Origin of the sequence: Deinococcus aquaticus (assembly GCF_028622095.1) — a bacterium.
GTDB classification, from domain to species: domain Bacteria; phylum Deinococcota; class Deinococci; order Deinococcales; family Deinococcaceae; genus Deinococcus; species Deinococcus aquaticus.
In genome coordinates this window covers 2,318,293-2,340,964 of record NZ_CP115165.1, presented here as the reverse complement: position 1 = coordinate 2,340,964, position 22,672 = coordinate 2,318,293, and the positions used below count along the sequence as shown (strand labels likewise).

The following is a 22,672-nucleotide window of genomic DNA, read 5'->3' as shown; positions in this document are numbered from 1 at the left end:
GTCAGTTCTGCGCCCCGCCGCCCTGCGGAGCGGCGTTCAGGCGCTCGCGGACGCTGCCGATGGCGTCCGTCAGCAGGTCGGCCTCGGTGAAGTCGAGGTTCCCGCGGGTCTTCTCGGCCAGCATGGTCAGCAGTTTCAGGCTGCGTTCGGCGGTCTGGCGGGCACGGCGTTCCTCCAGCAGGCCGTCGCGCGCGGCGCTGGCGGTGGCGGCGTTCAGGTCGCCCAGGGCCGCCTCGGCGGTCGCCTGCAATGAGTTCACGAGTCCAACGAATTCCGGGTGAGACATGCGCCGAGCATAGCGGGCGGCGGCGGGGGCGGGTGTCCGTCCGGTCACGGTGGGGGCAGGCAGACGGCAAGGGCCGGGAATCAGAACAGCCCCGGTTGCCCCTGCATGTCGGCGGGGGCCAGCGCGGCGAACGCGGCGGGTTCGTGGTCGCCGCGCAGCACGGCCGCCGCCTCGCGGATGTCGCGCCACGTCAGGCTTTTCGGGCCGCCGGGCGCGCGCGTGTCGTGCCGCAGCAGATACGCGGGGTGCAGCAGCGGCATCAGCGGGGCCTCGTACGTGCCGCCCTGCCCGTCGGCATGCCGGTAGGGGAACCACTGGCCGCGCAGGTCCGTGATGCGTGCGCGGGTGCTCAGCAGGTACGAGGTCGCGGTGTGCCCGACGGCCAGGATCACGCGGGGGCGCAGCAGGGTCAGTTGCGGTTCCAGCCAGCGGGCCGTGCAGGTCTGCGTTTCGGGCGGGTGCGGGTCGCGGTTGCCGGGGGGGCGGCACTTGACGATGTTCGTGATGTACGCGTCGGCCCGGTCGATGCCGGCGGCGTGCAGGATCTGATCGAGCAGTTGCCCGCCGCGCCCCACGAAAGGCCGTCCCGTCAGGTCCTCCTGCCCGCCGGGGCCCTCACCCACGATCAGCAGTGGCGCGTCGGCCCGGCCCTCGGCCACCACGACCTGCGTGCAGCCGGGGCGCAGGTCGCAGGCGCGGCAGGCGCGGTTGCGGCCTTCCAGGGTCAGCAGGGCCGCGTGGCGCTGGGCGGCGCTGACGGGGTTGGCTAGGGGGTGAGGTGGCCCGGCGTCGGTCACGCCCGCAGGATACGGCGGGCCGGGCCGGGCAACCGTGGGCGGGGGCAGCAAAAAACCCCTCCGGGTGGAGGGGCGCAGGTGGGTGCCAGTTCAGGAGGCCCGGTTCAGGAAGTGGGGGCGGCCGGCGCGGACAGCGTGCCCAGTTTCGGGCGTTTGCTGCGGGCCTCGCGGCGGGTTTTGGGGTCCAGGCCGACCAGCAGGAAGAAGTTCTCCAGGGCGTTCTCGTGGCCCTTGATGTCCGGGTATTCGTGTTCCGGCGTGCCGGTGGCGAAGGGCAGCGCGCGGTACAGGTCGAGAGCGCGGGCGATGACCTCGTCGGGTGCGTGCGTCTCGGCGTGCGTGCCGAGCTGCGCGTAGATCTCGCGGCGGCATTCGGCGTGCTTGAGGAAGGCGTCGGGGTGGGGCGTTTCGGCGGCGCGCAGCATGTCCTGGCGGGCGATGCGGCGGTAGTGTTTCAGGCCGGTCTGAATCTGTTCGGTGGTCATGGTTTCCTTCATGCTGTCCTCCAATGCACCGGGTGGGTGGTGGCCGCAGGCGGGCCGGGTCGGGGTGAGTGCGCTGTTGCCGAGTATAAGACGGCAGAGCGCGGGGCGGCCAGAGAGCCCCGGTGGGTGGGCGCTGGCGGGACTGGCGGGCGGCAGACGGGTGAAGTGGCAGAACCCAGCACCGCGCCCCGCCGCTTCACCCGGAGCCAGTTTTAAGCATGAGCTCGGCGTGAGAGTGAGGAAAACCCGGCATTGCCGTTGCAGCGCCTCTGCGGGGGCGGCCCTCCACCTAAAGTTGCATGAGCCGCACTCTGAGAAAACTGAGATGCGCAGCACGATTCAGCCGCGCGCCGCCCGGCCAACCGACGCATAAAACCCGTATAGGCGCATATCAGGTGCCGGTTCCGCCAAGAATGAAGGCCAAATAAATAAAGACACGCTAAACTTCAGGCGTCGATGAAACTCTCCCACGTACTTTTAACCGCCCTCGCCTTCAGTGGCGCCGCCAGCGCAGCAACGTACACCGTCAAACCCGGTGACACGCTGTACTCGATCGCCCGCGCGACCGGCGTGGAAGCCAGCACCCTGATGAAGCTGAACAAACTGAACAGCACGACCATCAACGTGGGTCAGAAGATCACCACCGGAGGCAGCAGTGCCTCCGCTTCCACATCCGCGCCGCGCGCCACCACCGCCGCCTCGCCCGTCCCGCGCGGCAACGGCTTCGTGCGCTCGGCCGCCACCCGCTACCTGGGCATCCGCTACGTGCTGGGTGGCAGCGGCAACGGCGGCATCGACTGCAGCAGCTACACCATGAACGTGTTCCGCCAGATGGGCGTGAACCTGCCCCGCACCGCCGCCGCCCAGTGGCGCACCGGCTCCGCCGTGAGCCGCCGCGACCTGCGCGCCGGGGACCTGGTGTTCTTCAACACCATGGGCCGCACCGCCAGCCACGTCGGCATCTACATGGGCGACGGCATGATGGCCAACGCCAACAGCTACCACGGCCGCAGCATGATCGAGCCCCTGTTCAGCAACTCGTACTGGGCCAGCCGTTACGACGGTGCCCGCCGCGTCCTGAACTGAACGCAGCGACCGAGTTTCACCGACACCCCCCGCCCATCCCGGCGGGGGTTTTTTCATGGTGCCATGCCCACATAGCGGCCGGCCCGGCATCACGGGGACACCGGGCCGCAGCCGCACCACGCTGAAGGAAGGTTACTGACGGATGATCTGCGCGTCTTTCGGCAGGGCCTTGATGCCGGCGGCCGTCAGCCCGGCGTTCACGCGGTAGTTCGAGACGTTCAGGTCAGCCAGGGTCTTGCCGCCGCTGTTCAGGACCTGAATGCGGGTGGGACGCCAGCCGGCCTCGGTGATCCACACGCGGGTGCGGTCAGTACCGCCGCTCTTGGGCGTGGCTTCCAGCTGGAACAGGCGCTTGCCGGCAGTGCCACTGGTGCCCAGCAGTTTGACGTTGTAACTGCTGAGCATGCTGGCGGTGTTGCTCAGCTGCGTGAAGTCCAGGCTCAGGCCGGCGCTGCTGGCGGCTTTCTGGGCGCTGGTGACGGTGATCTGGTTGGTCAGGTACAGGTACTGGCGGATCTCGTTCTTGTCGGCCACGACCACGTTATCGGCCAGGGCGTCAGGGGCCGCAAACTGCACGCGGGCGACGTTCTGCGCGGGAATGGCCTTGATGGTCAGGTCGATCTTCTGGCTGCTGGTGTCCAGGGTGGCGTTCCCACTGAGGCGGAACGACACGTCCCTGGCGGCTTTCTGGGTGGAGTCCACTTTGCTGATGATGTCCTGCGCGGTCTGGGCACCGGCGACCGAGCCGAGGGCCAGCAGGGCGGGAGCCAGGAGGGTCAGGGAGAGCTTCTTCATGCCGGCAGTATCCCGTCCGTCCTCATGAGAAGGGGTCCAGGCACCTGACGGCAGGTTCATCCAGAGAACGCAAAAATGCGCTGCTGGACACAGTCGAGCGGTCCAGCAGCGAAGGCAGCCTTCCCCCGCCGGGGGTCGGGGCACAGCTCAGGGCAGCGGCAGGGTGTACCCCACGCGCACGCCAAAGCCCGCCTGACCCTGGAGGGTGCGCCCGGCGCTGGCGTCCAGGGTCAGGGTGCCGCTGCCCGCCGGGAAGCTGGCACTCACACCGGTCCGCAGCGGCGAACTGGCCGTCCTCCACGGCTCGTAGGCGGCGTACAGGCGCAGGATGCTGCCCTCACCCAGCAGGTCCGGCGCGGACACACTGCCGCTCACTCCGTAGGTGTTGACGCCGGCCAGGGCGTCCACCCCGATGCTCAGGCCGTTCCCGGTGGCGTAGCTGACACCGCCGGTCAGGCCCAGCACGTCCCGCCCGGCCAGCACGCCCGCCCGCCACGTCAGCGTGCCGACCGTCTCGGTTTCCGGCTGCTCATCGGTCATGGCCTCGTCCGTATCCATGGCGTCGCCGCGGTTCATGGCATCAGCTGGCGTAGCGTCAGCCAGGGCTGGGTCGGTCAGGGCCGGGTCTAGCGTGGTCACGTCAGTTTCCTCCTCTCCGGCAGGTGGCTGGTCGGTGGGAGGCACGGGCCGGGTGACGGCGCGGCGGCCCTCCACCACGGCGCTCAGTTGCGGTTGCGCGCCTAGTTCTCCGCCCAGCACGGCGATCAGGTCGCGGTTCACGCGGTAACGGGCCGTCAGCGCCGCGTTCCAGCCGCGCTCACGCAGGTCCGCCGGGGCCTGCGCGAACGGGGCCAGCGGGTCCACGTCCGTGACAGGGGCCGTGAAGTACGCGCCCGCGAGGTTCAGCGCGACCGGTCCCACCCCGGCGCTGGCGCGGCTCTCCACGCGCACGCCGCCCTGCCAGGTCACGGCGAGGTCCGTGCGGGCGGTCGCGGCGCCCAGCGGCGGCAGGCTTAGGCTGCGGGCGTACCCGACCTGCGCCGCGCGGCTGCTCAGGGCGGCCGACACCTGCCCCCCCAGCAGGTCCAGGTCCGACACGCCCACGCGCCCCCACAGTCCGGCGTCCGGAGCGCGGTACGACACGCCGAAGTCCAGCGTGGCGGCCTGCGCCGACGACACGAGCAGCGCCGCGCCGAGGGTGGCGGGCAGCGAACGGAAACAGCCGGAACGGGGTGTGGGTCGCATGCAGGCAGCGTAGCGTAGTGGGGCGTAGTGCAGCGGCCCGGTCGCCCCCGCGCGGGAACCTGACCGGGCGCGTCAGATTCCCGCGCGGGGGGCAGGGTAGCCTGACGGTATGCGCCTGCTTCCCGCCGCTGCCCTGAGTACCGCCGCCCTGTCCCTGAGCGCCTGCGCGCCCCTGCAACAGCTTGTGCAGGTCCCGCAGGTGCAGGTGCAGAACGTCTACCTGACCAGCCTGACCCTGCCCGGCGGGTTCGGTAGCGTGCCCGTGGCGAACCTGACCATGAACCTTCAGGTGACCAACCCCAACCCGGTGCCGCTGCGCATGGCGAACATCGCCGGGACGCTGATCATCGACGGAGCCGCCGTGGGCGACGTATCGTTCCCGAACGTCGATATCGCGGCGCGGGGCGTGAGCACGCAGCGGGCAGACCTCTCCATTCCGGTCACGCTGAACACGGCCGCGTCGTTCCTGAAGGTGGCGCGCGGCCAGCTGGTCACGTACCGCGTGGACGGTGGGTTCACGGCGAACTTCGGGCCGCTGGGCCTGCAGAACTTCGGGCCGTTCACGCTGTCGCAGGGGCAGTGGAAGCAGTCACCCATCCTGCCGTTCTGAGCACCCTGCCGTTCTGGCCGCCTGGGCGTTACGTTACCCTGTACGGGTGACCGATCCCGCCCGCCCCGATCACCTCACCCCAGTGACCCCGGACGCCATCAGATCAGACGCCAGTGACCCGCAGCGGGCCTGGGCGTTCCGGCCCGCGTCTCCCCTGCCCGGCGTGCCCGGCGGGCCACTGTCGGGCCTACGCTTCAGCGTGAAGGACCTGTTCGGGGTGCCCGGCTGGCCGCTGCGCGCCAGTACGCGTGCGCCCGTCCCGGACCCCGGCCAGAGCGTGCTGGTGCGCCGACTGCTGGAGCTGGGGGCCAGCGCGGCCGGGAAGACGCACCTGCACGAGATCGCGCTGGGCATCACGGGCGCCAACGGCTTCGGCGGAACCGCGCACCCCACCCGGCTGGAGTGCGTGCCGGGCGGCAGCAGCAGCGGCGCAGCCGTCAGCGTGGCGCTGGCGCAGGTGAACTTCGCGCTGGGCACCGATACTGGCGGCAGCATCCGCGTGCCCGCCGCGTGGTGCGGCGTGCGGGGCTTCAAACCCACCAAGGGACACGCCGACTGGAGCGAGGCGGGCGTGCTGCCCCTGTCACGCACCTGCGATCACACCGGGCCGCTGGCCGCCGACCTGCGCACCATCATCCGCGTTCATGAAGCCCTGACCGGCCAGCCCGTCCCCCCGCAGGACTGGGCAGGCCGGCGCGTGGGCCTGTGGCTCCCGGACGGCTGGGTGACGCCGGACGTACACGCCGCCGTGCTGGGCGTGGCGGGCACCCTGACGCGCTTGGGAGCGACCGTGACACCCGTGGACTTCCCGGAAGTGCTGGACGCGTACTCGCCCATCGTGCTGAGTGAGGCGGCCGCCGTTCACCAGGACGCCCTGACACTGGACGATCCGGGCTTCCTGCCGTTCACGCTGGCGGCCCTGCGCCAGGGCGCGGCCCTGAGTGCCGACGAGGTGGAGGCGGCCTTCGCGCGCCGCGCCGCGTACCGCCGGCAACTGGACGCCCTGCTGGACACCTTCGACGTGCTGCTGGCCCCCGCCGTGCCCACCCCGCCCCCGCTGACCGGACAGGACGAGGTGGACCTGCCGGGCGGCCCGCTCCCGCTGCGCCGCGCCGTGCTGCGCCTGACCGCGCCGTTCAGCCTGCTGGGCGCCCCGACCGCCGCGCTGCCCACCGCGCACCACGCAGGCGGGCAGCCGTTCGTGGGCGTGCAGCTCGTCGGGCGGCACGGGCAGGACGACACGCTGCTGGCCCTGGCCCACGCGCTGGACACCGCCCCCGCCACGGGCACGGAGCCTGCGTGAAACGCGCCGCCCTCCCACTGGCGACCCTGGCGCTGCCGGTCCTGCTGGCCGCCTGCGCCCCCGCCACACAACCCGCCGCGCAACCCGTGTACTCGTATGCGGGCGAGGCGCGGTTCCTGCTGACCCCGCAGAAGATCCGCGTGACGTACACCGTGGACCCCGTCACTCACGAGGCACGCGGCGAGTACCGCAACCTGACCAGCGGCGGCACTTTCATCCTGCGCGGCACGCAACTGCCCAGACCGGGCGGCGCGACCCTGACCGCCACCATCGACCCCGGCGACACGCCCCGCCTGAACGCCAGCCTGCTGGGCTTCGGCGTCAGCAACGTGCCCCTCAGGGCCAGCGGCCTGCTGGGCGCCACCGTCACCAGCACCATCCTGAGCGGCACCCTCACCGTGGGCGGCGTGAAGCACAACGTGACCCTGCGCGCCGAACGCTGACCGCACCCACAGCGCATCAGGCGCACGGCATCAGGCCCGCTTCATGAGGGGTGCGTACGCTGCGGCCCATGCGCCGACCCACCGCTCCCCTCGCCCTGACCGCCACCCTGCTGCTCCCTCTGGCCCTGAGCAGTTGTGCGTTCGGCGCGTACTTCCCGCCCACCACCACCCTCGAACGGTAGATCAGCGGCGTGTACGAGGGCGTCGGCATCGGCCCCACCGGACGCGTCCCGTACCGCCTGACCCTCGGCCTCGTCGAACGCGACGGACGCGCCAGCGGCAGCCTCGTGAACCTCGAAAGCCGCCGAGTCTACGCCGGAAGCGGCCCCTTCAGACGCCTCGCCGACGGCACCGAACTCACCCTGAACCTCTACGAGAACGGCACCCACCGCGCCAACCTCTACCTCGTCCGGCATGACACGGGCGGCACCGTCACCCTGGACGGCCGCCTGCGCACCGTCCTCCTGGGCCGCGAAGCCCTCGGGTACACCCTGCAACTGCGGCCCATACCGCCAGCACAGCCCTGAGCCGCCTCCGCACCCCGGGCCCGTCCGCTACACTGCCCTCCGACCGCCCAGCACGACGCAGCGGGCAGGCAAAGGCCCCGGAATCCATCCGAACGGCTGAGAGGAGAGACACACATGAAGGCAATGATCGTCACCTACGGGTGTCAGATGAACGAGTACGACACGCATCTGGTCCAGTCGCAACTCGTGAGTTTCGGGGCGGACATCGTGGATAGCGTGGACGTGGCCGATTTCGTGCTGCTGAACACCTGCGCCATTCGCGGGAAACCCGTCGAGAAGGTCCGCAGTCTGCTGGGCGACCTGCGCAAGATCAAGGCCCGCCGCTCCCTGGTGATCGGCATGATGGGTTGCCTCGCGCAGCTGGAAGAAGGGCAGCAGATGGCCCGCAAGTTCGGCGTGGACATCCTGCTCGGGCCGGGCAGCCTGCTGGATATCGGCAAGGCGCTGGAAAGCAACGAGCGCTTCTGGGGACTGGCGTTCCGGGATGAACTGCACGACCACGTTCCGCCCGCCCCGGCCGGGCAGTTGCAGGCGCACCTGACGATCATGCGCGGCTGCGATCACCACTGCACGTACTGCATCGTGCCCACCACGCGCGGCCCGCAGGTCAGCCGCCACCCGGACGACATCCTGCGTGAACTGGACCTGCAACTCGCGGCGGGCGTGCAGGAAGTCACGCTGCTGGGCCAGAACGTCAACGCGTACGGAGTGGACCAGGGCGCCCGGCTGGGCGGGTACCCCACCTTCGCGAACCTGCTGCGCATGGTGGGCCGCAGCGGCGTACGCCGCGTGAAATTCACGACCAGCCACCCCATGAACTTCACCGAGGACGTCGCCGCCGCCATGGCCGACACGCCCGCCATCTGCGAGTACGTGCACCTGCCCGTCCAGAGCGGCAGCAACAGCGTCCTGCGCCGCATGGCCCGCGAGTACACCCGCGAGCAGTACCTCGCGCACGTCGCGGACATCAAGAAACACCTCCCTCACGTCGTGCTCGCCACCGACATCATCGTCGGATTCCCAGGCGAGACCGAGGACGACTTCGCGCAGACCCTCAGCCTGTACGACGAGGTCGGGTACGACAGCGCGTACATGTTCGCGTACAGCGCCCGCCCCGGCACGCCCAGCTACAAGCACTTCGACGACCTGCCCCGCGAAGTGAAAACCGAACGCCTGGAACGCCTGATCGCCAGGCAGAAAGACTGGAGCGCCCGCAAGAACACCGCCAAGGTCGGCACCACGCAGGAAGTCCTGATTCGCGGCGACGCGCACAGCGACGGCTTCCTGGAAGGCCACACGCGCGGCAACCACCCCACCATCGTCCCCGCCGCCATCGGCGCGACCGGCCCCGGCGTGTACCGCGTCCGCATCGACCACGCCACGCCGCACATGATGTACGGCACGGTCCTCGGCCCGGACGGCCACCCGCTGCCGCAGGTGCCGCGCCTGGACCCGCAGGCCGCCGCACTCAGCGCCCCCCTCAGCATGGCCTGACCCGCCGCCACGCCCCCCGGCCCACCCTGGCACGCCCGGCGGTGGGCCGCCCCTTTACCCTGCCGCGCAGCATTCACGGAACTGAAGGTTTCCTCAGCGGCCCGTCACGTGCAGATCAGGCCCGGCAGGCAAAGTGAGAGGCATGAAAAGAATCCTGGCAGCAGCAGTCGGTCTGAGCGGCATCCTCGCAGCGTGCGGAAGCGCCGGAGTCGCCCCCGACGGGAGTGGAAGCGGACGCGTCATTGGCGTTTCCACGGAATACGCCACCGACGGGCAGATGGCTTTTGTGGGGTGCGACGAGATCACCAACCCCAGCACGGTCAGCCGCGCCCGCTCAACCCAGGTGATCGTGAAGTTCGCCACGGGTGGCACGATCACTTCTGTCAAGGTCGCTGTTAAAGGCGATAAGACGAACGTCTACAACCAGGAAGTCACCCTGCAAGCGAGCGATCTCAAAAAGGACAGCAACGGCGATTACAAGGCCATTTTTGACTTCAACTCTGCAACGGGCAAATTCCTGCCCAATAGCATCGTGGTGAGCCCGAACGAGCTACCGGTCAAGAAGGTGAACGCGAGCGACCGCGTTGAGGGTGGCTTCTACGCCGACCTCACGATCAATACCTCTACCGGCTCCAGCTTTACCATCACCAGCAAGAACCTTGGCCTGACGCCCGTGTACCGCAAGTGCACCCTCGCCAGCACTGCTCAGCCGCTCAGCCAGTAATTCCCAGCTTCACACTTTCGGCCCCTGCTTCGCGCGGGGGCTTGTTCTTTTTCTCAGGTTTGCTGAGGGATTCATCACGTCCCGGTCAGGTTCGGCGGGCACAGTGGGTGGTATGAAGAAACTGGCGTTGGCGGCAATCGGGTTGACGGGCATCCTGGCGAGTTGCGGGGTGACTGTGACGGTATCGGACGGGTTCACGCCGGGGTCGGGTGCGTCGAACTCGTTGAGTCTGAAGGATTTCGCGTACAGCACGCAGTACCGGACGACGACGGCGTTCACGGATCAGAACGGGAATACCGTGGCGGCGGGGTCGTACGTGATCTGCGACAACCTGAACACGGAAATGTACGTGGACCTGACGTGGCAGGGCGGCCTGAGCAAGCTGTACGTGCAGTTTAAGGGCCTGAGTACGGGCACGACCGAGGATCAGGAGTTCTACAGTTACGGGCAGGTGGATTACAGCGGTTCGGGCCGGGCGACGAGTACCCTGACGCCGAATACGGCTCCTCTGCGGGTGCTGACTCAGAACAAGCTGTCGGCTCAGGCGATTGTGGTGAATCCGGTGATCGTGCGGGTGAAGGGGAACACGTTCGTGCGGGTGCAGGGCGTGGATCAGAACGGGCAGTACAGCAATATCAAGGAGTCGGCGCAGGCGTTCCCTGTGGTGGACTGCCAGTAACTCTGACGGCACGCGAAGCCGCCCCCACCAATTGACGGTGGGGGCGGCTTCGTTGTGGGTTCAGTGTTGTGGGTTCAGGTGAGGGGGGTGAGGCCCGCTTCGATCTGGGCGCGGCGGGGTTCGAGGAACGGGGCGAGGATCAGGGTTTCGCCCAGGTGGTCGGGGTGTTCGTCGACGGTGAAGCCGGGGCCGTCGGTGGCGAGTTCGATCAGGATGCCCTGCGGTTCGCGGTAGTAGATGCTGTGGAACCAGTGGCGGTCCACTTCGCCGCTGGTGCGCAGGCCCAGGGCGGTCAGGTGGGTGTTCCAGTCGTGGTACTGGTCGTCCTGGACGCGCAGGGCGATGTGGTGTACGCCGCCGGCGCCGGGACGGGCGGGGGGCATGGTGGGGTCGATGCGCAGGTGCAGTTCGGCGTGCGGGCCGCCGTCGTGCATGGCGTAGACGTGGATGGTGCGCTCGGGTTGTTCGGGGTCTGGGTACGTGCCAGCGGGGGTCATGTGGTAGGCGCGTTCGAGGACGCGGGTGGTGGGGAACAGGTTCGGGAGGGTCAGTTCGCTGGGGCCAAGGCCGTGAATCTGTTTGTCGGTGGGGACGCTGCTGCCTTCCCAGGGGGTGCCGTGCGGGCCGCCTTCCACGAGGCTGAGGCGCTGGCCTTCGGGGTCACTGAAGTCCAGGTGGGGGCGGCCGTGGCGGGTGACGGGCGTGACGGTCAGGCCGTGGGCGCTGAGGTGCGCGTGCCACCAGTCGAGGGTGCCGTCGGGGATGCGGAGGCTGGTGCGGGTGACGCTGTTGTTGCCGGGTTGTTCGGGTGGGACGGGCCACTGGAAGAAGGTGAGGTCGCTGCCGGGGGTGCCGACGCTGTCTGCGAAGAAGAGGTGGTAGGCGGTGACGTCGTCCTGGTTGACGGTTTTCTTGACGAGCCTCATGCCGAGGACGCCGGTGTAGAACTGGAGGTTGGCGCGGGCGTCGGCGGTGACGGCGGTGACGTGGTGCAGGCCGTGCGGGGTGAGAGGCGTGGTGGTCATGCCCACACTCTAATTCGTTTGACGTTAAGCGATTGTGACGAGCCGACAGCAGGAGCCACAGCCCCCGACCCTCTCCCCTGGGGAGAGGGCGCCCCGAAGGGCCGGGTGAGGGGTCACGACACCCTGCAACAGAAAGCGGGCCGCAGGGTCACCCCCACAGCCCACCTCCTACTCCCCTGGCGATGGTGTCCAGTTCCGGTCACGGGAAAATAGCACTCCCGCGACCTCCCCTTCCCACCATCGCCACTTCCCACCACCGCCTCTCACGGCTTCTCGTTCCACTCGGTTCAGGGCGCGGCCCTGAACGCCGCCCTTACAGCACTTCGAACAGACCGGCTGCGCCCATGCCGCCGCCCACGCACATGGTCACGACCACGTGCTTCGCGCCCCGGCGTTTGCCTTCCAGCAGGGCGTGCCCGGTCAGGCGCGCGCCGCTCATGCCGTACGGGTGCCCGACGCTGATCGCGCCGCCGTTCACGTTGTACTTGGCCGGGTCGATGCCCAGCGTGTCCCGGCAGTACAGGGCCTGCACGGCGAACGCCTCGTTCAGTTCCCACAGGTCGATGTCGTCCACGCTCAGGCCGTGGCGTTTCAGGAGTTTCGGGACGGCCAGCACCGGGCCGATGCCCATCTCGTCGGGTTCCAGGCCCGCCACGGCGAAGCCCTTGAACAGTCCCAGCGGGGCCAGTCCGCGCTCGCGGGCCATGTCGCCGCTCATGACGACCACGGCCGCCGCGCCGTCCGACAGTTGCGAGGCGTTCCCGGCCGTGATCACGCCGCCCTCGATAACGGGCTTCAGTTTACTCAGGCCTTCCAGGGTGGTGTCGGCGCGGTTGCCTTCGTCCAGGCTCAGCGTGACCTCGCGGGTGCTGATCTCTCCCGTGGCCTTGTCCTGCACTTTCATGCGGGCCGTCATGGGTACGATCTCATGCTCGAACAGCCCGGCCTGCTGCGCCGCTGCCGTCCGCTGCTGGCTTTGCAGCGCGTACTCGTCCTGCGCCTCGCGGCTGATGCCGTAGCGCTTTGCGACCACCTCGGCCGTCTGAAGCATCGGCATGTAGATCTCGGGCTTGTGCTCGGTCAGCCACTCGCCGCGCAGGCGGTACCCGTTGGCGTGCTCGTTCTGCGTCAGGCTGATGCTTTCCAGGCCGCCCGCCACGAACACGTCGCCCTGGCCGGTCATCACGTGGTTCGCGGCCAGCGCGATGGTGTTCAGGCCGCTGGAGCAGAAGCGGTTCACGGTCACGCCCGACACGCTCACCGGCAAACCGGCGCGCAGCGCGATCTGCCGGGCGATGTTGCTGCCGGTCGCGCCTTCCGGGTTCCCGGCGCCCATGATCACGTCCTCGATCTCGGAAGGGTCGATGCCGGCCCGCTGCACAGCGTGCATGACGGCGTGCGCGCCGATATCAGAGCCGTGCGTGTCGTTCAGGAAGCCCCGGTAGGCCTTACCGATGGGGGTGCGGGCGGTGGAAACAATGACAGCGTCTTTCATGATGGAACTCCTGGGTATGTGAAGAGGCGGGTTCAGCGGGTGGGCTTACCGCAGGGTGCGTTCGCCGCTGAGCGTGCAGAGAATGGCGTGTGGGCTGTGCTGCTCGATCTGGTCCGTCAGCGTGAAGAACGCGTCCCGGTAGGTTTCAGGCGGCGCGGACGGCCCGTGCAGCGCAAACAGGTGGGTGTACGACCTCATCTGTTCCTCGCGGGTGCCGATGCGGCGCACCATCTCGCTCAGGGCCTGCGGGTCGGTCGGCATGGCCCGCAGGGTGAACGGCGGGCGAATCAGCGCGGTCAGTCCCGGTACGTCCGACCCGGCCGGTAGCAGCAGCAGGGCGTCCGGGACGTCCATGTGGGTCAGGCCCGGCCTTTCTCGGCGTCGTACTGGGCGAAGGTCTTGCCCTCATCGGCCAGTCGCTTCAGGAGGGGCGCAGGCGTCTGGCCGTACTTCTCCAGGTCGGCGACCACGTTCTTCAGCCCCTGTTCGCTGGCGTACTGCATGGGGCCGCCACGGTAGGCGGGGAACCCGTACCCGTAGATGTAGATCACGTCGATGTCCCCGGCGCGCTGCGCGATGCCTTCCTCCAGGATTTTCGCGCCCTCGTTCACCAGGGAGTACGCGAGGCGCCGGGTGCTTTCTTCCTGGGTGATCTCGCGGGGCGTGATGCCCTTCTCGGTGCGGTAGGTTTCGATGAGGGCCTGCATGTCGGCGTTGGGGATGGGCCTGCGGGTCTCGTCGTAGTCGTAGATGCCGCCCTGCGTCTTCTGGCCCTTGCGTCCGGTCTCGACGATGCGGTCGAGCCAGCCGTCGGGCTTGGGTTGCCCGGCGACCTTGGCCTGGTGCTGGCGGATGGCGTGCCCGATGTCCAGGCCGGCCATGTCGCTCATCTGGAAGGGTCCCATGGGCAGGCCCAGGGCGTTCATGCTGGCGTCCACGTCCTCGGGGCGGGCGCCTTCCTCGACGATCTGGCGGGCCTCGTCGCCGTAGCGGTGGACCATGCGGTTCCCGACGAAGCCGTCGCAGACGCCGACGACCACACCGACTTTCTTGATCTTCTTCGCGAGGGCCATGCTGGTCGCCAGGACGGTGTCGCTGGTCTTCTCGGCGCGCACGATTTCCAGCAGTTTCATGACGTTCGCGGGGCTGAAGAAGTGCAGGCCGATCACGCTTTCGGGGCGGCTGGTGACGCTGGCGATCTCGTTCACGTCCAGGGTGCTGGTGTTGCTCGCCAGGATCGCGCCGGGCTTGGCGATGCCGTCGAGTCGCGTGAAGATGTCCTTCTTCACGTCCATGTTCTCGAACACGGCCTCGATGATGATGTCGGCGTCTTTCAGGTCGCCCATGTCCAGTGTGGGCGTCAGCAGGCCCATGCGGGTCTCGACGTCGTCCATGCTCATGCGGCCTTTTTTGGCGGTGTTCTCGTAGTTGCGGCGGATGACGCTCAGGCCACGGTCCAGGGCTTCCTGCTGCGTTTCCACGATGGTGACGGGAATGCCGGCGTTCAGGAAGTTCATGGCGATGCCGCCGCCCATGGTGCCCGCCCCGATGATCCCGGCCGACTTGATTTCCGTGGTGGGCGTGTCCTTGGTGATGCCGGGAATCTTCGCGCTTTCACGCTCGGCGAAGAAGATGTGGCGCAGGCCACGGCTCTGGGGGCTGTCCTTGGCTTCCATGAATTTGGTCGCCTCGGCGTCCCAGCCTTCCTGGAAGGGAACGGTGGCGGCCATCTCGGCGAGGTCCACGATCAGCGATGGCGAGAGCTGCCCACGGTGCGTTTTCCCAATGCCCTGGCGGGCGGCGGCGAACACGTCGGGCGTGGCGCCGGGCACGCTGCGTTCGCTGATGCGCGGCAGGGGTCGGGCGTCGGCCATCTCGCGGGCGAACTCGACCGCTCCGGCCAGCAGGTCGCCGTCGATGATGCGGTCGATCAGGCCGAGCTGCCCGGCTTCCGTCGCCTTGATGGGGTTGCCGCTCAGCATCATGTCCAGCGCCTTGGCCGCGCCGACCACGCGGGGCAGGCGCTGCGTGCCGCCCGCGCCGGGCAGGACGCCCAGTTTCACCTCGGGCAGACCGACCTGCGCGCCGGGCACGGCCACGCGGTACGTGCAGCCCATGGCGAGTTCCAGGCCGCCGCCCAGCGCGGTGCCGTGAATGGCGGCGACGGTGGGTTTGGTGAACGCGTCGAGTTTCTCGATGGTGCCGCGCAGGTCCGGGGACTGCTCGCGGGGCAGGTCGAAGGTGCGGATGTCGGCCCCGGCGACGAAGGTGCGCCCGCCGCCGATGATGACCACGGCCCTGACGCTGTCGTCAGCTGCGGCGGCGTCCAGGCCGGCTTTCAGGCCTTCGGGCACGCCGGGCGAGAAGGCGTTCACGGGCGGGTTGTTGATGGTCAGGATGAGGACGTCGCCGTCGCGGGACTGCTGCACGAGGCTGGGCTGGCTGCTGGACTCGGGGGTGCTCACGGTAGGGCCTCCTGATGGGTGGGTGATGTGGTTGTGGTTCGGCCCCTAGCTTTTCACGATTTCTGAACCCGGTCAAACACGTTCACGTTCAAGATGTACGTCAACGTTCACTTTGGGGGTGACAGTCGGGTATGCTGCGCCTCATGAGTGAATCCATGAAGGCCATCCGGGTCGAACGACTCGGCCCCCCAGACGTGATGGAACTCCAGGACGTTCCCGCCCCCACCCCCGGCCCCGGCGAGGTCCGCATCGAGGTCGAGGCCGTCGGCATCAACTTCGCGGACGTTCTGAGCGTCGCCGGGGAGTACCTGACCCGTACCCGCGTGCCCTACACGCCGGGCATGGAATTCGCCGGGATCGTCGAATCCCTCGGCGAGGGCGTCACGGGCGTGCAGGTCGGGCAGCGCGTGGCCGCGCTGGGCGGCAGCGGCGCCCTGGCCCGCTACTCGGTCGTGAACGCCGCCGGCCTGATCCCCGTCCCGGAGAACCTGAGCGGCGCGCAGGCCGCCGCGTTCCCCGTGTCGTACTTCACCGCGTACCACGGCCTGAAAACCCTGGGGCGCGGCGTGGAAGGCGAGTGGGTGCTCGTGCAGGCCGCCGCCGGGGCACTCGGCACCGCCAGCATCCAGCTCGCCAAGGCGATGGGCATGCACGTGATCGCGCTGGCCAGCACCGACGAGAAACTCGCGCTGGCCCGCGACCTGGGCGCCGACGTGACCATCCTGCAGGACGACCCGGACCGCGTGCAGAAAGTCCGTGACGCGGCCGGCGGCAAGGGCGTGCCCCTGATCCTGGAAGTCGTGGGCGGCAAACGCTTCCAGGAGAGCCTGGACATGGCCGCCCCGCAGGGCCGGATCATCGTGATCGGGAACGCCAGCCGCGAGCAGGCGAACATGCGCCCCGTGGAACTCATGAAACGCAACCTGACCGTCACGGGCCTGTGGCTGACCAGCCTGATGAACGACCGCGCCGCGACCATGCAGGCCGCGCAGGCCCTCGCCGGACTGGTCGGGAGCGGGCAGGTCACGCCGCAGGTCGGCCCCACCTACGCCCTGGCCGACAGCGCCCGCGCCTTCCAAGACCTGCTGGACCGCAAGACGACCGGCAAGGTCATCATCGAACCCGGCCGCTGAGCCGGCCCTCTGCCGACCGCCACCCCGCCCCTGCGGCCGGTGGCGGTTTTCGTTTGCCGTGCTGCGCGGCAGCGGCTCCACCCGACCGGGACGGGCGCACCTGACCGCCAGCTGATCACGGTCCGGTCATGGTAGGCAGGACAACATGCACAAGCAGGGGCAAGCGCTAACGGGGCCGTAACGCGGCCAGTGGCACACTCTGGGCGACCGTCCACTCTCCCCTGCTTGCTGCCCCGCCCTGCCTGCCACGCCGTTTCCCCGGAGGTTCCTGCCATGCCTGCCCCCCTCTCCAGCCTGCCCGCCCACCAGCCGATCCGATTGACGGCCGGCCGTTCCCTGGTGACGCGGGTGGTGATCGTGGGGAACGGCCCGGCGGGCCTCGCCGCGTACCGGGCGCTGCTGCGGGCCGCCGGGCGGGCCGTGCGCAGCGGTGACGTGCACCTGACCGTGATCAGCGAAACGCCGGACGTTCACGCGCCCGACCTGCACGCCGATGTGCTGGCCGGGCACCTGCCAGCAGAGTCCGCCCGCACACCCCTGCGCACGCTGCTGCCCCGCGCGACCGTGCTGGTCGGCCGGGTCATGCAGGCGGACCTGACCATGCAGCGCCTTCAGGTGAGCCGCGCAGACCACGACCCGTGCTGGCTGGGGTTCGATCACCTGATCCTGGGTGACGACCGGCCGGACGCACCCACCGCCGCGCTGGCAGACCGGCTGAGTGACCACCCGCCGGTCCGCGTGACCGTGCTGGGCGGCGACGTGGCCGGGGCGGAACTGGCCCTGGCCGTCCGTGAGTGGCAGCGGGAACGTGACCTGGGCGGCGGCGTGACCCTGCGGTGCGGCGGCGAACTGCTGTCCGCGCAGCCCGGCCTGAGCGTCCCGGTCCGCGCGGCCCTGGGGGCGGCCGGCGTGACCATTCATGAATTGGCCCGCGGAACTGGCAGTGACGGGCGCGACGATCACGACCTGACCGTGGTCACGGACGCGGCGCCGCACGTTCTGCCCGGCACGGAAACCCTGCCCCGCACGCCCGGGGGGTTCCTGCTGACCGACGCGGCCCTGCGCGTGCCGGACCCCACGTCCGTCTGGGCGGCCCGCACGGCCGCGCACGGCTGGCACGCCGGGCAGAACGTGGCCCGCACGCTCTGCAGGCCCGGGGCACAGCCCTTCCCGGCCGGTCCGCACTGGGCGGCCCGCAGCGTGCGACTGGGCCACTGGAACGCCGTGACCCACCTGCGCGGCCCCGGACCGGGCACTGGCCTGACCCTCGGTGGTCGGCTGGGCTGGCTGGCGCGGTCACTGCTGATCGCCGCGCAGGTGCCGCGCCCGGCCGACCGGGGCCGCGTGCTGCTGAGCCTGCTTCGCCCCACGCCCCGCGCCGCGCCGGACGCACCGGCCAAGGCTCGAACCCCCGACCGGCCCACCCCGGTATGACCCGGCCCCCACCCACGCGGGAAGGGGGCCGGGCGCAGCAGGGCGCGCTTACTGGTTAAAGAAGCGCAGCAGGGGCCGCCACCAGGGAATGCCCGCCAGGATGACGATCATCGACAGGCCGGTCCACAGGGCGGCCGCGCGGAATTTCAGGGGGTCGGTGGCGGCCTTGCGGCTCTGAATGCTGCCCAGCGTGGCGAACACGGCGGCCAGGACGCCCAGGCCCAGGTGTTCCCACTGGAAGCTGGGGCGGGGCGCTCCGGCGAACACCGGGATGTTCTGCATGCCCATGAACGCGAACAGCAGCAGGCCCAGCACCACCTGAAGGTGCAGGCTACCCATGAACGCGGCGACGGGGCGGCGATCGGCGGGCGTGAAGGGCCGGCCGCTGGTCAGGCCGGGGATGGTCTGCACCAGTGCCCACAGGCCGGTCAGCAGGATCACCCAGCGGTTGAGGTTGTGAAGGGTCAGCAGCACGAGGTACAGGGTCGCCATGAGAACCAGCCTAACCTGACCGATCGGTAAGCTCAAGGGACATGGACGCGGCAGGGCGTGGGGCAGGTCTCATGGCCCCCCCTGCTCACGCCATCTCATACGGATTCCGTCTGTTTCGCTGACAATCCGGAACTTCACCGGATTGCCAACTCCACGCCCGGAACCCGCTTCTCTCCTTCTCGCTCCGCTCGGATTGAACGGTCTTTGCAGCCCATTCAATCGGAGTCCGTATCAGAACACGACGGTCTTGTTGCCGTGCACCAGCACGCGGTCTTCCACGTGCGCTTTCACAGCGCGGGCCAGCACCTGCCGCTCCACGTCACGGCCCAGGCGCATCAGGGTGTCCGGCGTCTCGCGGTGCGTGACGGGAATCACGTCCTGCGCGATGATCGGCCCGGCGTCGAGTTCCTCGGTGACGTAGTGGCTGGTCGCGCCGATCAGTTTCACGCCCCGGTTGAACGCCGCGCGGTACGGGTTCGCCCCGATGAACGCGGGCAGGAACGAGTGGTGAATGTTGATCACGGGCCGCCCGAACGAGCGCAGCAGCTCGCCGCTCAGGATCTGCATGTACCGCGCCAGCACAGCGAAATCCACGTTCGCCTCGTGCATCAGGCGCACCTGCTCGGCCTCGGCCTCGGCCTTGTTCTCCTTGGTGACCTTCACGACGTGGAAGGGAATGCCGAACATCTCCGCGTCGCGCCGCAGGTCCTCGTGGTTACTGATGATCAGCGGGATCTCCACGTTCAGTTCACCCCGGCGCTTGCGCCACATCAGGTCCAGGAAGCAGTGGTCGTAACGGCTGACCAGCACGGCCATGCGTTTGGGCTGCGTGGTGTAATGCACGCTCCAGTCCATGCCGAACGGCGTGGCGACCACGTTCGCGAAGGCCCGCTCGAACTGATCGCGGGCCAGGTCCAGCCCCGCGAGGTGGAATTCCATGCGCATGAAGAACGTGCCGCCCTGCGGGTCCGTGCTGTGCTGGTCACTGTGGATGATGTTCGCGCCGTGGTTGTGCAGGAACTGCGAGACGGCCGCGACGATCCCGCCCCGGTCCGGGCAGGCGATCGTCAGTACGGCAGTGTTCAGGGGGTCGGGCGCGGTTGAAACTGGGGCCGTCATATCCGGCGAGAATACCCCGCGCGGCGGGTGGTAGCCTCGCGGACGTGCAAACAAACACCTCTTACGTGGCGTACGACCCGGACCTTCACGCGGCCCTGCTGGCCGACTACTGCCTCTCGGCCGCGCCCGGCGAGCGCCTGCTGGTCGCGGGCGGGCAGGCGGCCACGCCCCTGATCCGCGCCGTGACCCGCGCCCTGCTCACGCGCGGCGCGCGGCCCGTCGTGCGCGTGGATTACCCAGGCCAGCAGGAGGACTTCGCGGAACTCGCCAGTGACGCCGTGCTGGACGCCATTCACCCCGCCGATCTGGGCGACGTGGAAGCCCTGGACGGTAGCCTGCGCGTCCTGACACCTGCCCCCGCCCACCCCGTGGACGCCGCCCGCCGCGCCCGCCTGCTGGCCGCGAACGCCCCCGTCGCCTCCGCCCGCGCCCGCCGCAAGTGGAGCCTGACCCTGTACCCCACCGCGCACGCCGCCGCGCAGGCCGGCATGAATGAAGCGCAGTTCGGGGATTTCGTGATGCGCGCCATGTTCCTCGACCGGCCCGACCCGGTCGCCGCGTGGGGTGAGGTCCGCGCCACCCAGGCCCGCCTGATCGAACGCCTGACCCGCGCCGACGTGGTCCGCATCGAGGCGCCCGGCACCGACCTGACCCTGCGCGTGGGCGGGCGCACCTGGGCGAACAGTGACGGCAAACGCAACATGCCCAGCGGCGAGGTCTTCACCGGGCCGCACGAGGACAGCGCCGAAGGGATCGTGACCTTCACCGTGCCCGCCGAGTACCAGGGGCAGATGGTGCGCGGCGCCCGCCTGGAATTCCGCGCCGGGCAGGTCGTGGCTGCCAGCGCCGACGAGGGCGAGAGCGCCCTGCACGCCGCGCTGAACACCGACCCCGGCGCGCGCCGCCTGGGTGAACTAGGCATCGGCACGAACACCGGCATTCAGGTGCCCACCGGGAACATCCTGTTCGACGAGAAGATCGGCGGAACCGTGCACCTCGCCATCGGCAAGAGCTACCCGGAAACGGGCGGCATAAACGCCAGCGCCGTCCACTGGGACCTGATCACGGACCTGCGCCAGGGCGGCCGCCTGAGCCTGGACGGCGAGGTCGTGCAGGAAGACGGCGTGTTCCTGATCTGAGCGGTACCCGGACAGCGGCTGCCAGTCGCCGGTCAAACTGTCGCCGGTCACGTGGCATCTAAGGAAGGGCGTGGGCAGGGGCTGCGCTACGCTGCCCGGCATGAGCGGCGTGATCTGGGTGTTCAGCGGCAGTCCGGGTGCGGGCAAAAGTACGGTGTCAGCGGCGTTGCTGGGCCGCTTCCCGTTCGGGCTGCACCTGTCCATCGACGATCTACGTGAGCAGGTGGTATCCGGGCTGGCGCAGCCGGCGCTGGATCACCCGCCGGAGGCCGCGCGGCAGTTCGCGCTGGCCCGCACGTCGGGCGGCGCAGACGGCCCGCCTGTACGCGCAGGAGGGCTTTGCGGTGGCTATTGAGGACGTGCTGTGGCCGGACGATCTGGCGTTCATGGCGCGCCACTGGGAGGGTCTGGACGTGCGCCCGGTGCGGCTGTACACCACCCTGGAGGTCGCGCACGAACGCAACCGGACCCGCACGAACAAGACGTACGACACGTCCGTGCTCGTTCCCCTGATCGACGGGCTGTACGGACAGATGCCGCCCGAACTGTTCCGCGAGGCTGGCTGGGCAGTCGTGGACAGCAGCGCCCTGACCGTCGGGGAGACCGTGGACGCCCTGCTGGCCCTGACGTGGCCCGCCAGGTCTGAATTCGGTCAGTCCTGAAGGACGGCCTCGCACTGCCCGAGCGGGGCCTCCTGTTGCAGGTACGAGCGGGTCAGGTCGCCGTACACGTGCGTGCGGGGCGAGCCGCCGTCGCGGATCAGGCAGGCGTACAGCACGCCCGGCTGCCCGGCATTCCAGACGATCATGGTTTCACCGCTCTGCGGTTCGCGGGTGATGACCGGCGCGGTGTTCGGGAACAGGATCCGCGCGGCGAACAGGCCCGTCTGGTTGGTCGTGAGCTTCGGCACGGGCCGGTCCTGCCAGAACAGTTTCGTACGGTCGGTGGCGATCTCGTCGCTGAACAGGCCGGTGCGGGCCACGGTTCGCAGGGGCACCGGGCCGTCCTGTCCCGTGACGATCCAGGTCTGACCGGCGTTGAAACTGCTGCGCGGGTCGTTCAGCAGCGCGCAGCTGCCCAGCAGGGCGGGCAGGAGCAGCGCGGTCAGGCGGCGGCGGATGGGCATGCCGTCAGTGTACGGACAGCGCGGGCCACGGCGGGCCGCAGATGAGCCGCCCTGACCGGCGCGTGACTGACCCCTACCCGATGACCTTCCGGACCGTCCCGGCCAGGGTGGGCGGGAACAGCACCGCAAACTGACCTCGCTGGTCGGCCCAGACGCGGTCCATGTCGCTGTAGCGCATGGCGACGTACCCCAGCAGGGGGTCCATGATGTACACCTGCGCGGTCACGTCGTTGTACCCGACCAGCACCCGCCAGTGCGGGATGACAGTGCCGGTGTCCGTGATGTGCGATTGCAGCGCGATGATGGGCAGCCCGGCGCGAATGGCACTCTTGACGGTGTTCAGGTTCCCGCCCGTGAACAGCCGGGCCTGCATGCCCACTTTCGGGGCGTAGTTCACGATGGCCTGCGCGGTCATGTACGAGCGGTCGCTGGGGCGGGTCTGGCGGCTCACGTCGGCCATGCTGACCTGCCGCCCGAAGTACGCCAGCACCTGCGTGATGCTGGCAGGCCCACAGGCGTTGTACGACTGCCGGACGAGCGGCATGCCCTGAAGCACGTACCCGGGAACCTTCGCGGCGGCCTGCGCGGCAGGTGACGCAGCAAGACCGGTCGGGAGCAGGGCGGCGCACAGCAGGGTCAGCAGGAGGCGGGCGGAGAACGTCACCGGGGCATCATGCCGCGCGGGCCGTCACGGGGGTCTTTCAGTGCGGGACACGCGGGACGGAACAGTCAAGATCTTGCATGTGCAGGTGCGTTTGACCTGACCACGT

At 69.3% G+C, this 22,672-nt stretch carries 26 protein-coding genes; 13 read left to right on the top strand and 13 right to left on the bottom strand.

What is annotated here, in order from left to right; genetic code table 11:
- Position 1 precedes the first annotated feature (1 nt).
- The 3 genes from M8445_RS11400 to M8445_RS11390 form a co-directional block, all read right to left on the bottom strand.
- Entirely contained in the window at positions 2-286 is a 285-nt protein-coding gene (locus tag M8445_RS11400) for a DUF1844 domain-containing protein (RefSeq protein WP_273987877.1), read from the bottom strand.
- An 80-nt stretch (positions 287-366) separates the two neighbouring features.
- Positions 367-1,083 (bottom strand): uracil-DNA glycosylase, encoded by a 717-nt coding sequence (locus tag M8445_RS11395; RefSeq protein ID WP_273987876.1) that lies wholly within the window; start codon positions 1,081-1,083, stop codon positions 367-369.
- 104 nt (positions 1,084-1,187) lie between these two features.
- The gene (locus M8445_RS11390; RefSeq protein ID WP_273987875.1) at positions 1,188-1,580 is read right to left on the bottom strand and encodes a hypothetical protein; all 393 of its coding nucleotides are present in this window, start codon (positions 1,578-1,580) and stop codon (positions 1,188-1,190) included.
- Positions 1,581-2,024: 444 nt separating this feature from the next.
- Here M8445_RS11390 and M8445_RS11385 point away from each other — a divergent pair, with 444 nt between their 5' ends.
- Positions 2,025-2,654, top strand: coding sequence for a C40 family peptidase (locus M8445_RS11385; protein ID WP_273987874.1), 630 nt, complete (start codon positions 2,025-2,027; stop codon positions 2,652-2,654).
- A 132-nt stretch (positions 2,655-2,786) separates the two neighbouring features.
- On the opposite strand, the gene M8445_RS11380 is transcribed toward M8445_RS11385, so the two are convergent.
- A complete protein-coding gene (locus M8445_RS11380; protein WP_273987873.1) occupies positions 2,787-3,449 on the bottom strand; it encodes an outer membrane lipoprotein carrier protein LolA in 663 nt (220 codons plus the stop codon).
- A gap of 147 nt (positions 3,450-3,596) precedes the next feature.
- Positions 3,597-4,694 carry a hypothetical protein gene (locus M8445_RS11375; RefSeq protein ID WP_273987872.1) on the bottom strand — a complete coding sequence of 366 codons (1,098 nt, stop codon included), beginning with the start codon at positions 4,692-4,694 and terminating at the stop codon, positions 3,597-3,599.
- A gap of 109 nt (positions 4,695-4,803) precedes the next feature.
- On the opposite strand from M8445_RS11375, the gene M8445_RS11370 reads away from it, so the two are divergent.
- From M8445_RS11370 to M8445_RS11340, 7 genes are all read left to right on the top strand, one after another.
- Entirely contained in the window at positions 4,804-5,304 is a 501-nt protein-coding gene (locus tag M8445_RS11370) for an LEA type 2 family protein (RefSeq protein ID WP_273987871.1), read from the top strand.
- Between the two features lie 97 nt (positions 5,305-5,401).
- Entirely contained in the window at positions 5,402-6,607 is a 1,206-nt protein-coding gene (locus M8445_RS11365) for an amidase (protein WP_273990894.1), read from the top strand.
- Positions 6,604-7,050: a hypothetical protein gene (locus M8445_RS11360; RefSeq protein ID WP_273987870.1), complete on the top strand. Its 447-nt coding sequence runs from the start codon at positions 6,604-6,606 to the stop codon at positions 7,048-7,050. Before M8445_RS11365 ends, M8445_RS11360 begins: the two co-directional genes overlap by 4 nt.
- A gap of 191 nt (positions 7,051-7,241) precedes the next feature.
- Positions 7,242-7,577, top strand: coding sequence for a hypothetical protein (locus M8445_RS11355; protein WP_273987869.1), 336 nt, complete (start codon positions 7,242-7,244; stop codon positions 7,575-7,577).
- A gap of 114 nt (positions 7,578-7,691) precedes the next feature.
- Positions 7,692-9,071, top strand: coding sequence for a tRNA (N6-isopentenyl adenosine(37)-C2)-methylthiotransferase MiaB (gene miaB, locus M8445_RS11350; RefSeq protein WP_273987868.1), 1,380 nt, complete (start codon positions 7,692-7,694; stop codon positions 9,069-9,071).
- A gap of 142 nt (positions 9,072-9,213) precedes the next feature.
- Positions 9,214-9,795, top strand: coding sequence for a hypothetical protein (locus tag M8445_RS11345; protein WP_273987867.1), 582 nt, complete (start codon positions 9,214-9,216; stop codon positions 9,793-9,795).
- A 112-nt stretch (positions 9,796-9,907) separates the two neighbouring features.
- Positions 9,908-10,474 (top strand): hypothetical protein, encoded by a 567-nt coding sequence (locus tag M8445_RS11340; RefSeq protein ID WP_273987866.1) that lies wholly within the window; start codon positions 9,908-9,910, stop codon positions 10,472-10,474.
- 74 nt (positions 10,475-10,548) lie between these two features.
- On the opposite strand, the gene M8445_RS11335 is transcribed toward M8445_RS11340, so the two are convergent.
- The 4 genes from M8445_RS11335 to M8445_RS11320 form a co-directional block, all read right to left on the bottom strand.
- Entirely contained in the window at positions 10,549-11,499 is a 951-nt protein-coding gene (locus M8445_RS11335; protein ID WP_273987865.1) for a ring-cleaving dioxygenase, read from the bottom strand.
- Between the two features lie 313 nt (positions 11,500-11,812).
- Positions 11,813-12,994 carry an acetyl-CoA C-acyltransferase gene (locus M8445_RS11330; protein ID WP_273987864.1) on the bottom strand — a complete coding sequence of 394 codons (1,182 nt, stop codon included), beginning with the start codon at positions 12,992-12,994 and terminating at the stop codon, positions 11,813-11,815.
- 45 nt (positions 12,995-13,039) lie between these two features.
- The gene (locus tag M8445_RS11325; protein ID WP_273987863.1) at positions 13,040-13,348 is read right to left on the bottom strand and encodes a hypothetical protein; all 309 of its coding nucleotides are present in this window, start codon (positions 13,346-13,348) and stop codon (positions 13,040-13,042) included.
- 5 nt (positions 13,349-13,353) lie between these two features.
- The gene (locus M8445_RS11320) at positions 13,354-15,459 is read right to left on the bottom strand and encodes a 3-hydroxyacyl-CoA dehydrogenase NAD-binding domain-containing protein (RefSeq protein WP_273987862.1); all 2,106 of its coding nucleotides are present in this window, start codon (positions 15,457-15,459) and stop codon (positions 13,354-13,356) included.
- Positions 15,460-15,602: 143 nt separating this feature from the next.
- On the opposite strand from M8445_RS11320, the gene M8445_RS11315 reads away from it, so the two are divergent.
- Both M8445_RS11315 and M8445_RS11310 read left to right on the top strand, forming a co-directional pair.
- Entirely contained in the window at positions 15,603-16,592 is a 990-nt protein-coding gene (locus M8445_RS11315) for an NADPH:quinone oxidoreductase family protein (RefSeq protein WP_273987861.1), read from the top strand.
- Positions 16,593-16,865: 273 nt separating this feature from the next.
- Positions 16,866-18,026 (top strand): NAD(P)/FAD-dependent oxidoreductase, encoded by a 1,161-nt coding sequence (locus M8445_RS11310; RefSeq protein WP_273987860.1) that lies wholly within the window; start codon positions 16,866-16,868, stop codon positions 18,024-18,026.
- Positions 18,027-18,074: 48 nt separating this feature from the next.
- Here M8445_RS11310 and M8445_RS11305 read toward each other — a convergent pair whose 3' ends face one another.
- Positions 18,075-18,518, bottom strand: a complete 444-nt coding sequence (locus tag M8445_RS11305; RefSeq protein ID WP_273987859.1) for a hypothetical protein — start codon at positions 18,516-18,518, stop codon at positions 18,075-18,077.
- A 231-nt stretch (positions 18,519-18,749) separates the two neighbouring features.
- On the bottom strand, positions 18,750-19,637 hold the full coding sequence (gene purU / locus M8445_RS11300; RefSeq protein WP_273987858.1) for a formyltetrahydrofolate deformylase: 888 nt from the start codon (positions 19,635-19,637) through the stop codon (positions 18,750-18,752).
- Positions 19,638-19,681: 44 nt separating this feature from the next.
- Between purU and M8445_RS11295 the strand changes: the two genes are divergently transcribed.
- From M8445_RS11295 to M8445_RS11285, 3 genes are all read left to right on the top strand, one after another.
- Positions 19,682-20,776, top strand: coding sequence for an aminopeptidase (locus M8445_RS11295; RefSeq protein WP_273987857.1), 1,095 nt, complete (start codon positions 19,682-19,684; stop codon positions 20,774-20,776).
- 100 nt (positions 20,777-20,876) lie between these two features.
- Entirely contained in the window at positions 20,877-21,131 is a 255-nt protein-coding gene (locus M8445_RS11290) for an AAA family ATPase (RefSeq protein WP_273987856.1), read from the top strand.
- A complete protein-coding gene (locus tag M8445_RS11285) occupies positions 21,121-21,438 on the top strand; it encodes a hypothetical protein (protein ID WP_273987855.1) in 318 nt (105 codons plus the stop codon). The genes M8445_RS11290 and M8445_RS11285 overlap by 11 nt, the downstream gene beginning before the upstream one ends.
- On the opposite strand, the gene M8445_RS11280 is transcribed toward M8445_RS11285, so the two are convergent.
- Both M8445_RS11280 and M8445_RS11275 read right to left on the bottom strand, forming a co-directional pair.
- A complete protein-coding gene (locus M8445_RS11280) occupies positions 21,429-21,902 on the bottom strand; it encodes a hypothetical protein (RefSeq protein WP_273987854.1) in 474 nt (157 codons plus the stop codon). The genes M8445_RS11285 and M8445_RS11280 overlap by 10 nt on opposite strands.
- Positions 21,903-21,975: 73 nt before the next feature.
- The gene (locus M8445_RS11275; protein ID WP_273987853.1) at positions 21,976-22,566 is read right to left on the bottom strand and encodes a C39 family peptidase; all 591 of its coding nucleotides are present in this window, start codon (positions 22,564-22,566) and stop codon (positions 21,976-21,978) included.
- Positions 22,567-22,672: the final 106 nt, after the last annotated feature.

Excerpts from the sequence above, each read along its gene's own strand:
- M8445_RS11400 (WP_273987877.1), bottom strand. The coding sequence starts at position 286 with ATGTCTCACCCGGAATTCGTTGGACTCGTGAACTCATTGCAGGCGACC.
- M8445_RS11390 (WP_273987875.1), bottom strand. The coding sequence starts at position 1,580 with ATGAAGGAAACCATGACCACCGAACAGATTCAGACCGGCCTGAAACAC.
- M8445_RS11385 (WP_273987874.1), top strand. The coding sequence starts at position 2,025 with ATGAAACTCTCCCACGTACTTTTAACCGCCCTCGCCTTCAGTGGCGCC.
- M8445_RS11380 (WP_273987873.1), bottom strand. The coding sequence starts at position 3,449 with ATGAAGAAGCTCTCCCTGACCCTCCTGGCTCCCGCCCTGCTGGCCCTC.
- M8445_RS11375 (WP_273987872.1), bottom strand. The coding sequence starts at position 4,694 with ATGCGACCCACACCCCGTTCCGGCTGTTTCCGTTCGCTGCCCGCCACC.
- M8445_RS11370 (WP_273987871.1), top strand. The coding sequence starts at position 4,804 with ATGCGCCTGCTTCCCGCCGCTGCCCTGAGTACCGCCGCCCTGTCCCTG.
- miaB (WP_273987868.1), top strand. The coding sequence starts at position 7,692 with ATGAAGGCAATGATCGTCACCTACGGGTGTCAGATGAACGAGTACGAC.
- M8445_RS11345 (WP_273987867.1), top strand. The coding sequence starts at position 9,214 with ATGAAAAGAATCCTGGCAGCAGCAGTCGGTCTGAGCGGCATCCTCGCA.
- M8445_RS11340 (WP_273987866.1), top strand. The coding sequence starts at position 9,908 with ATGAAGAAACTGGCGTTGGCGGCAATCGGGTTGACGGGCATCCTGGCG.
- M8445_RS11335 (WP_273987865.1), bottom strand. The coding sequence starts at position 11,499 with ATGACCACCACGCCTCTCACCCCGCACGGCCTGCACCACGTCACCGCC.
- M8445_RS11330 (WP_273987864.1), bottom strand. The coding sequence starts at position 12,994 with ATGAAAGACGCTGTCATTGTTTCCACCGCCCGCACCCCCATCGGTAAG.
- M8445_RS11325 (WP_273987863.1), bottom strand. The coding sequence starts at position 13,348 with ATGGACGTCCCGGACGCCCTGCTGCTGCTACCGGCCGGGTCGGACGTA.
- M8445_RS11315 (WP_273987861.1), top strand. The coding sequence starts at position 15,603 with ATGAGTGAATCCATGAAGGCCATCCGGGTCGAACGACTCGGCCCCCCA.
- M8445_RS11310 (WP_273987860.1), top strand. The coding sequence starts at position 16,866 with ATGCCTGCCCCCCTCTCCAGCCTGCCCGCCCACCAGCCGATCCGATTG.
- M8445_RS11305 (WP_273987859.1), bottom strand. The coding sequence starts at position 18,518 with ATGGCGACCCTGTACCTCGTGCTGCTGACCCTTCACAACCTCAACCGC.
- purU (WP_273987858.1), bottom strand. The coding sequence starts at position 19,637 with ATGACGGCCCCAGTTTCAACCGCGCCCGACCCCCTGAACACTGCCGTA.
- M8445_RS11290 (WP_273987856.1), top strand. The coding sequence starts at position 20,877 with ATGAGCGGCGTGATCTGGGTGTTCAGCGGCAGTCCGGGTGCGGGCAAA.
- M8445_RS11280 (WP_273987854.1), bottom strand. The coding sequence starts at position 21,902 with ATGCCCATCCGCCGCCGCCTGACCGCGCTGCTCCTGCCCGCCCTGCTG.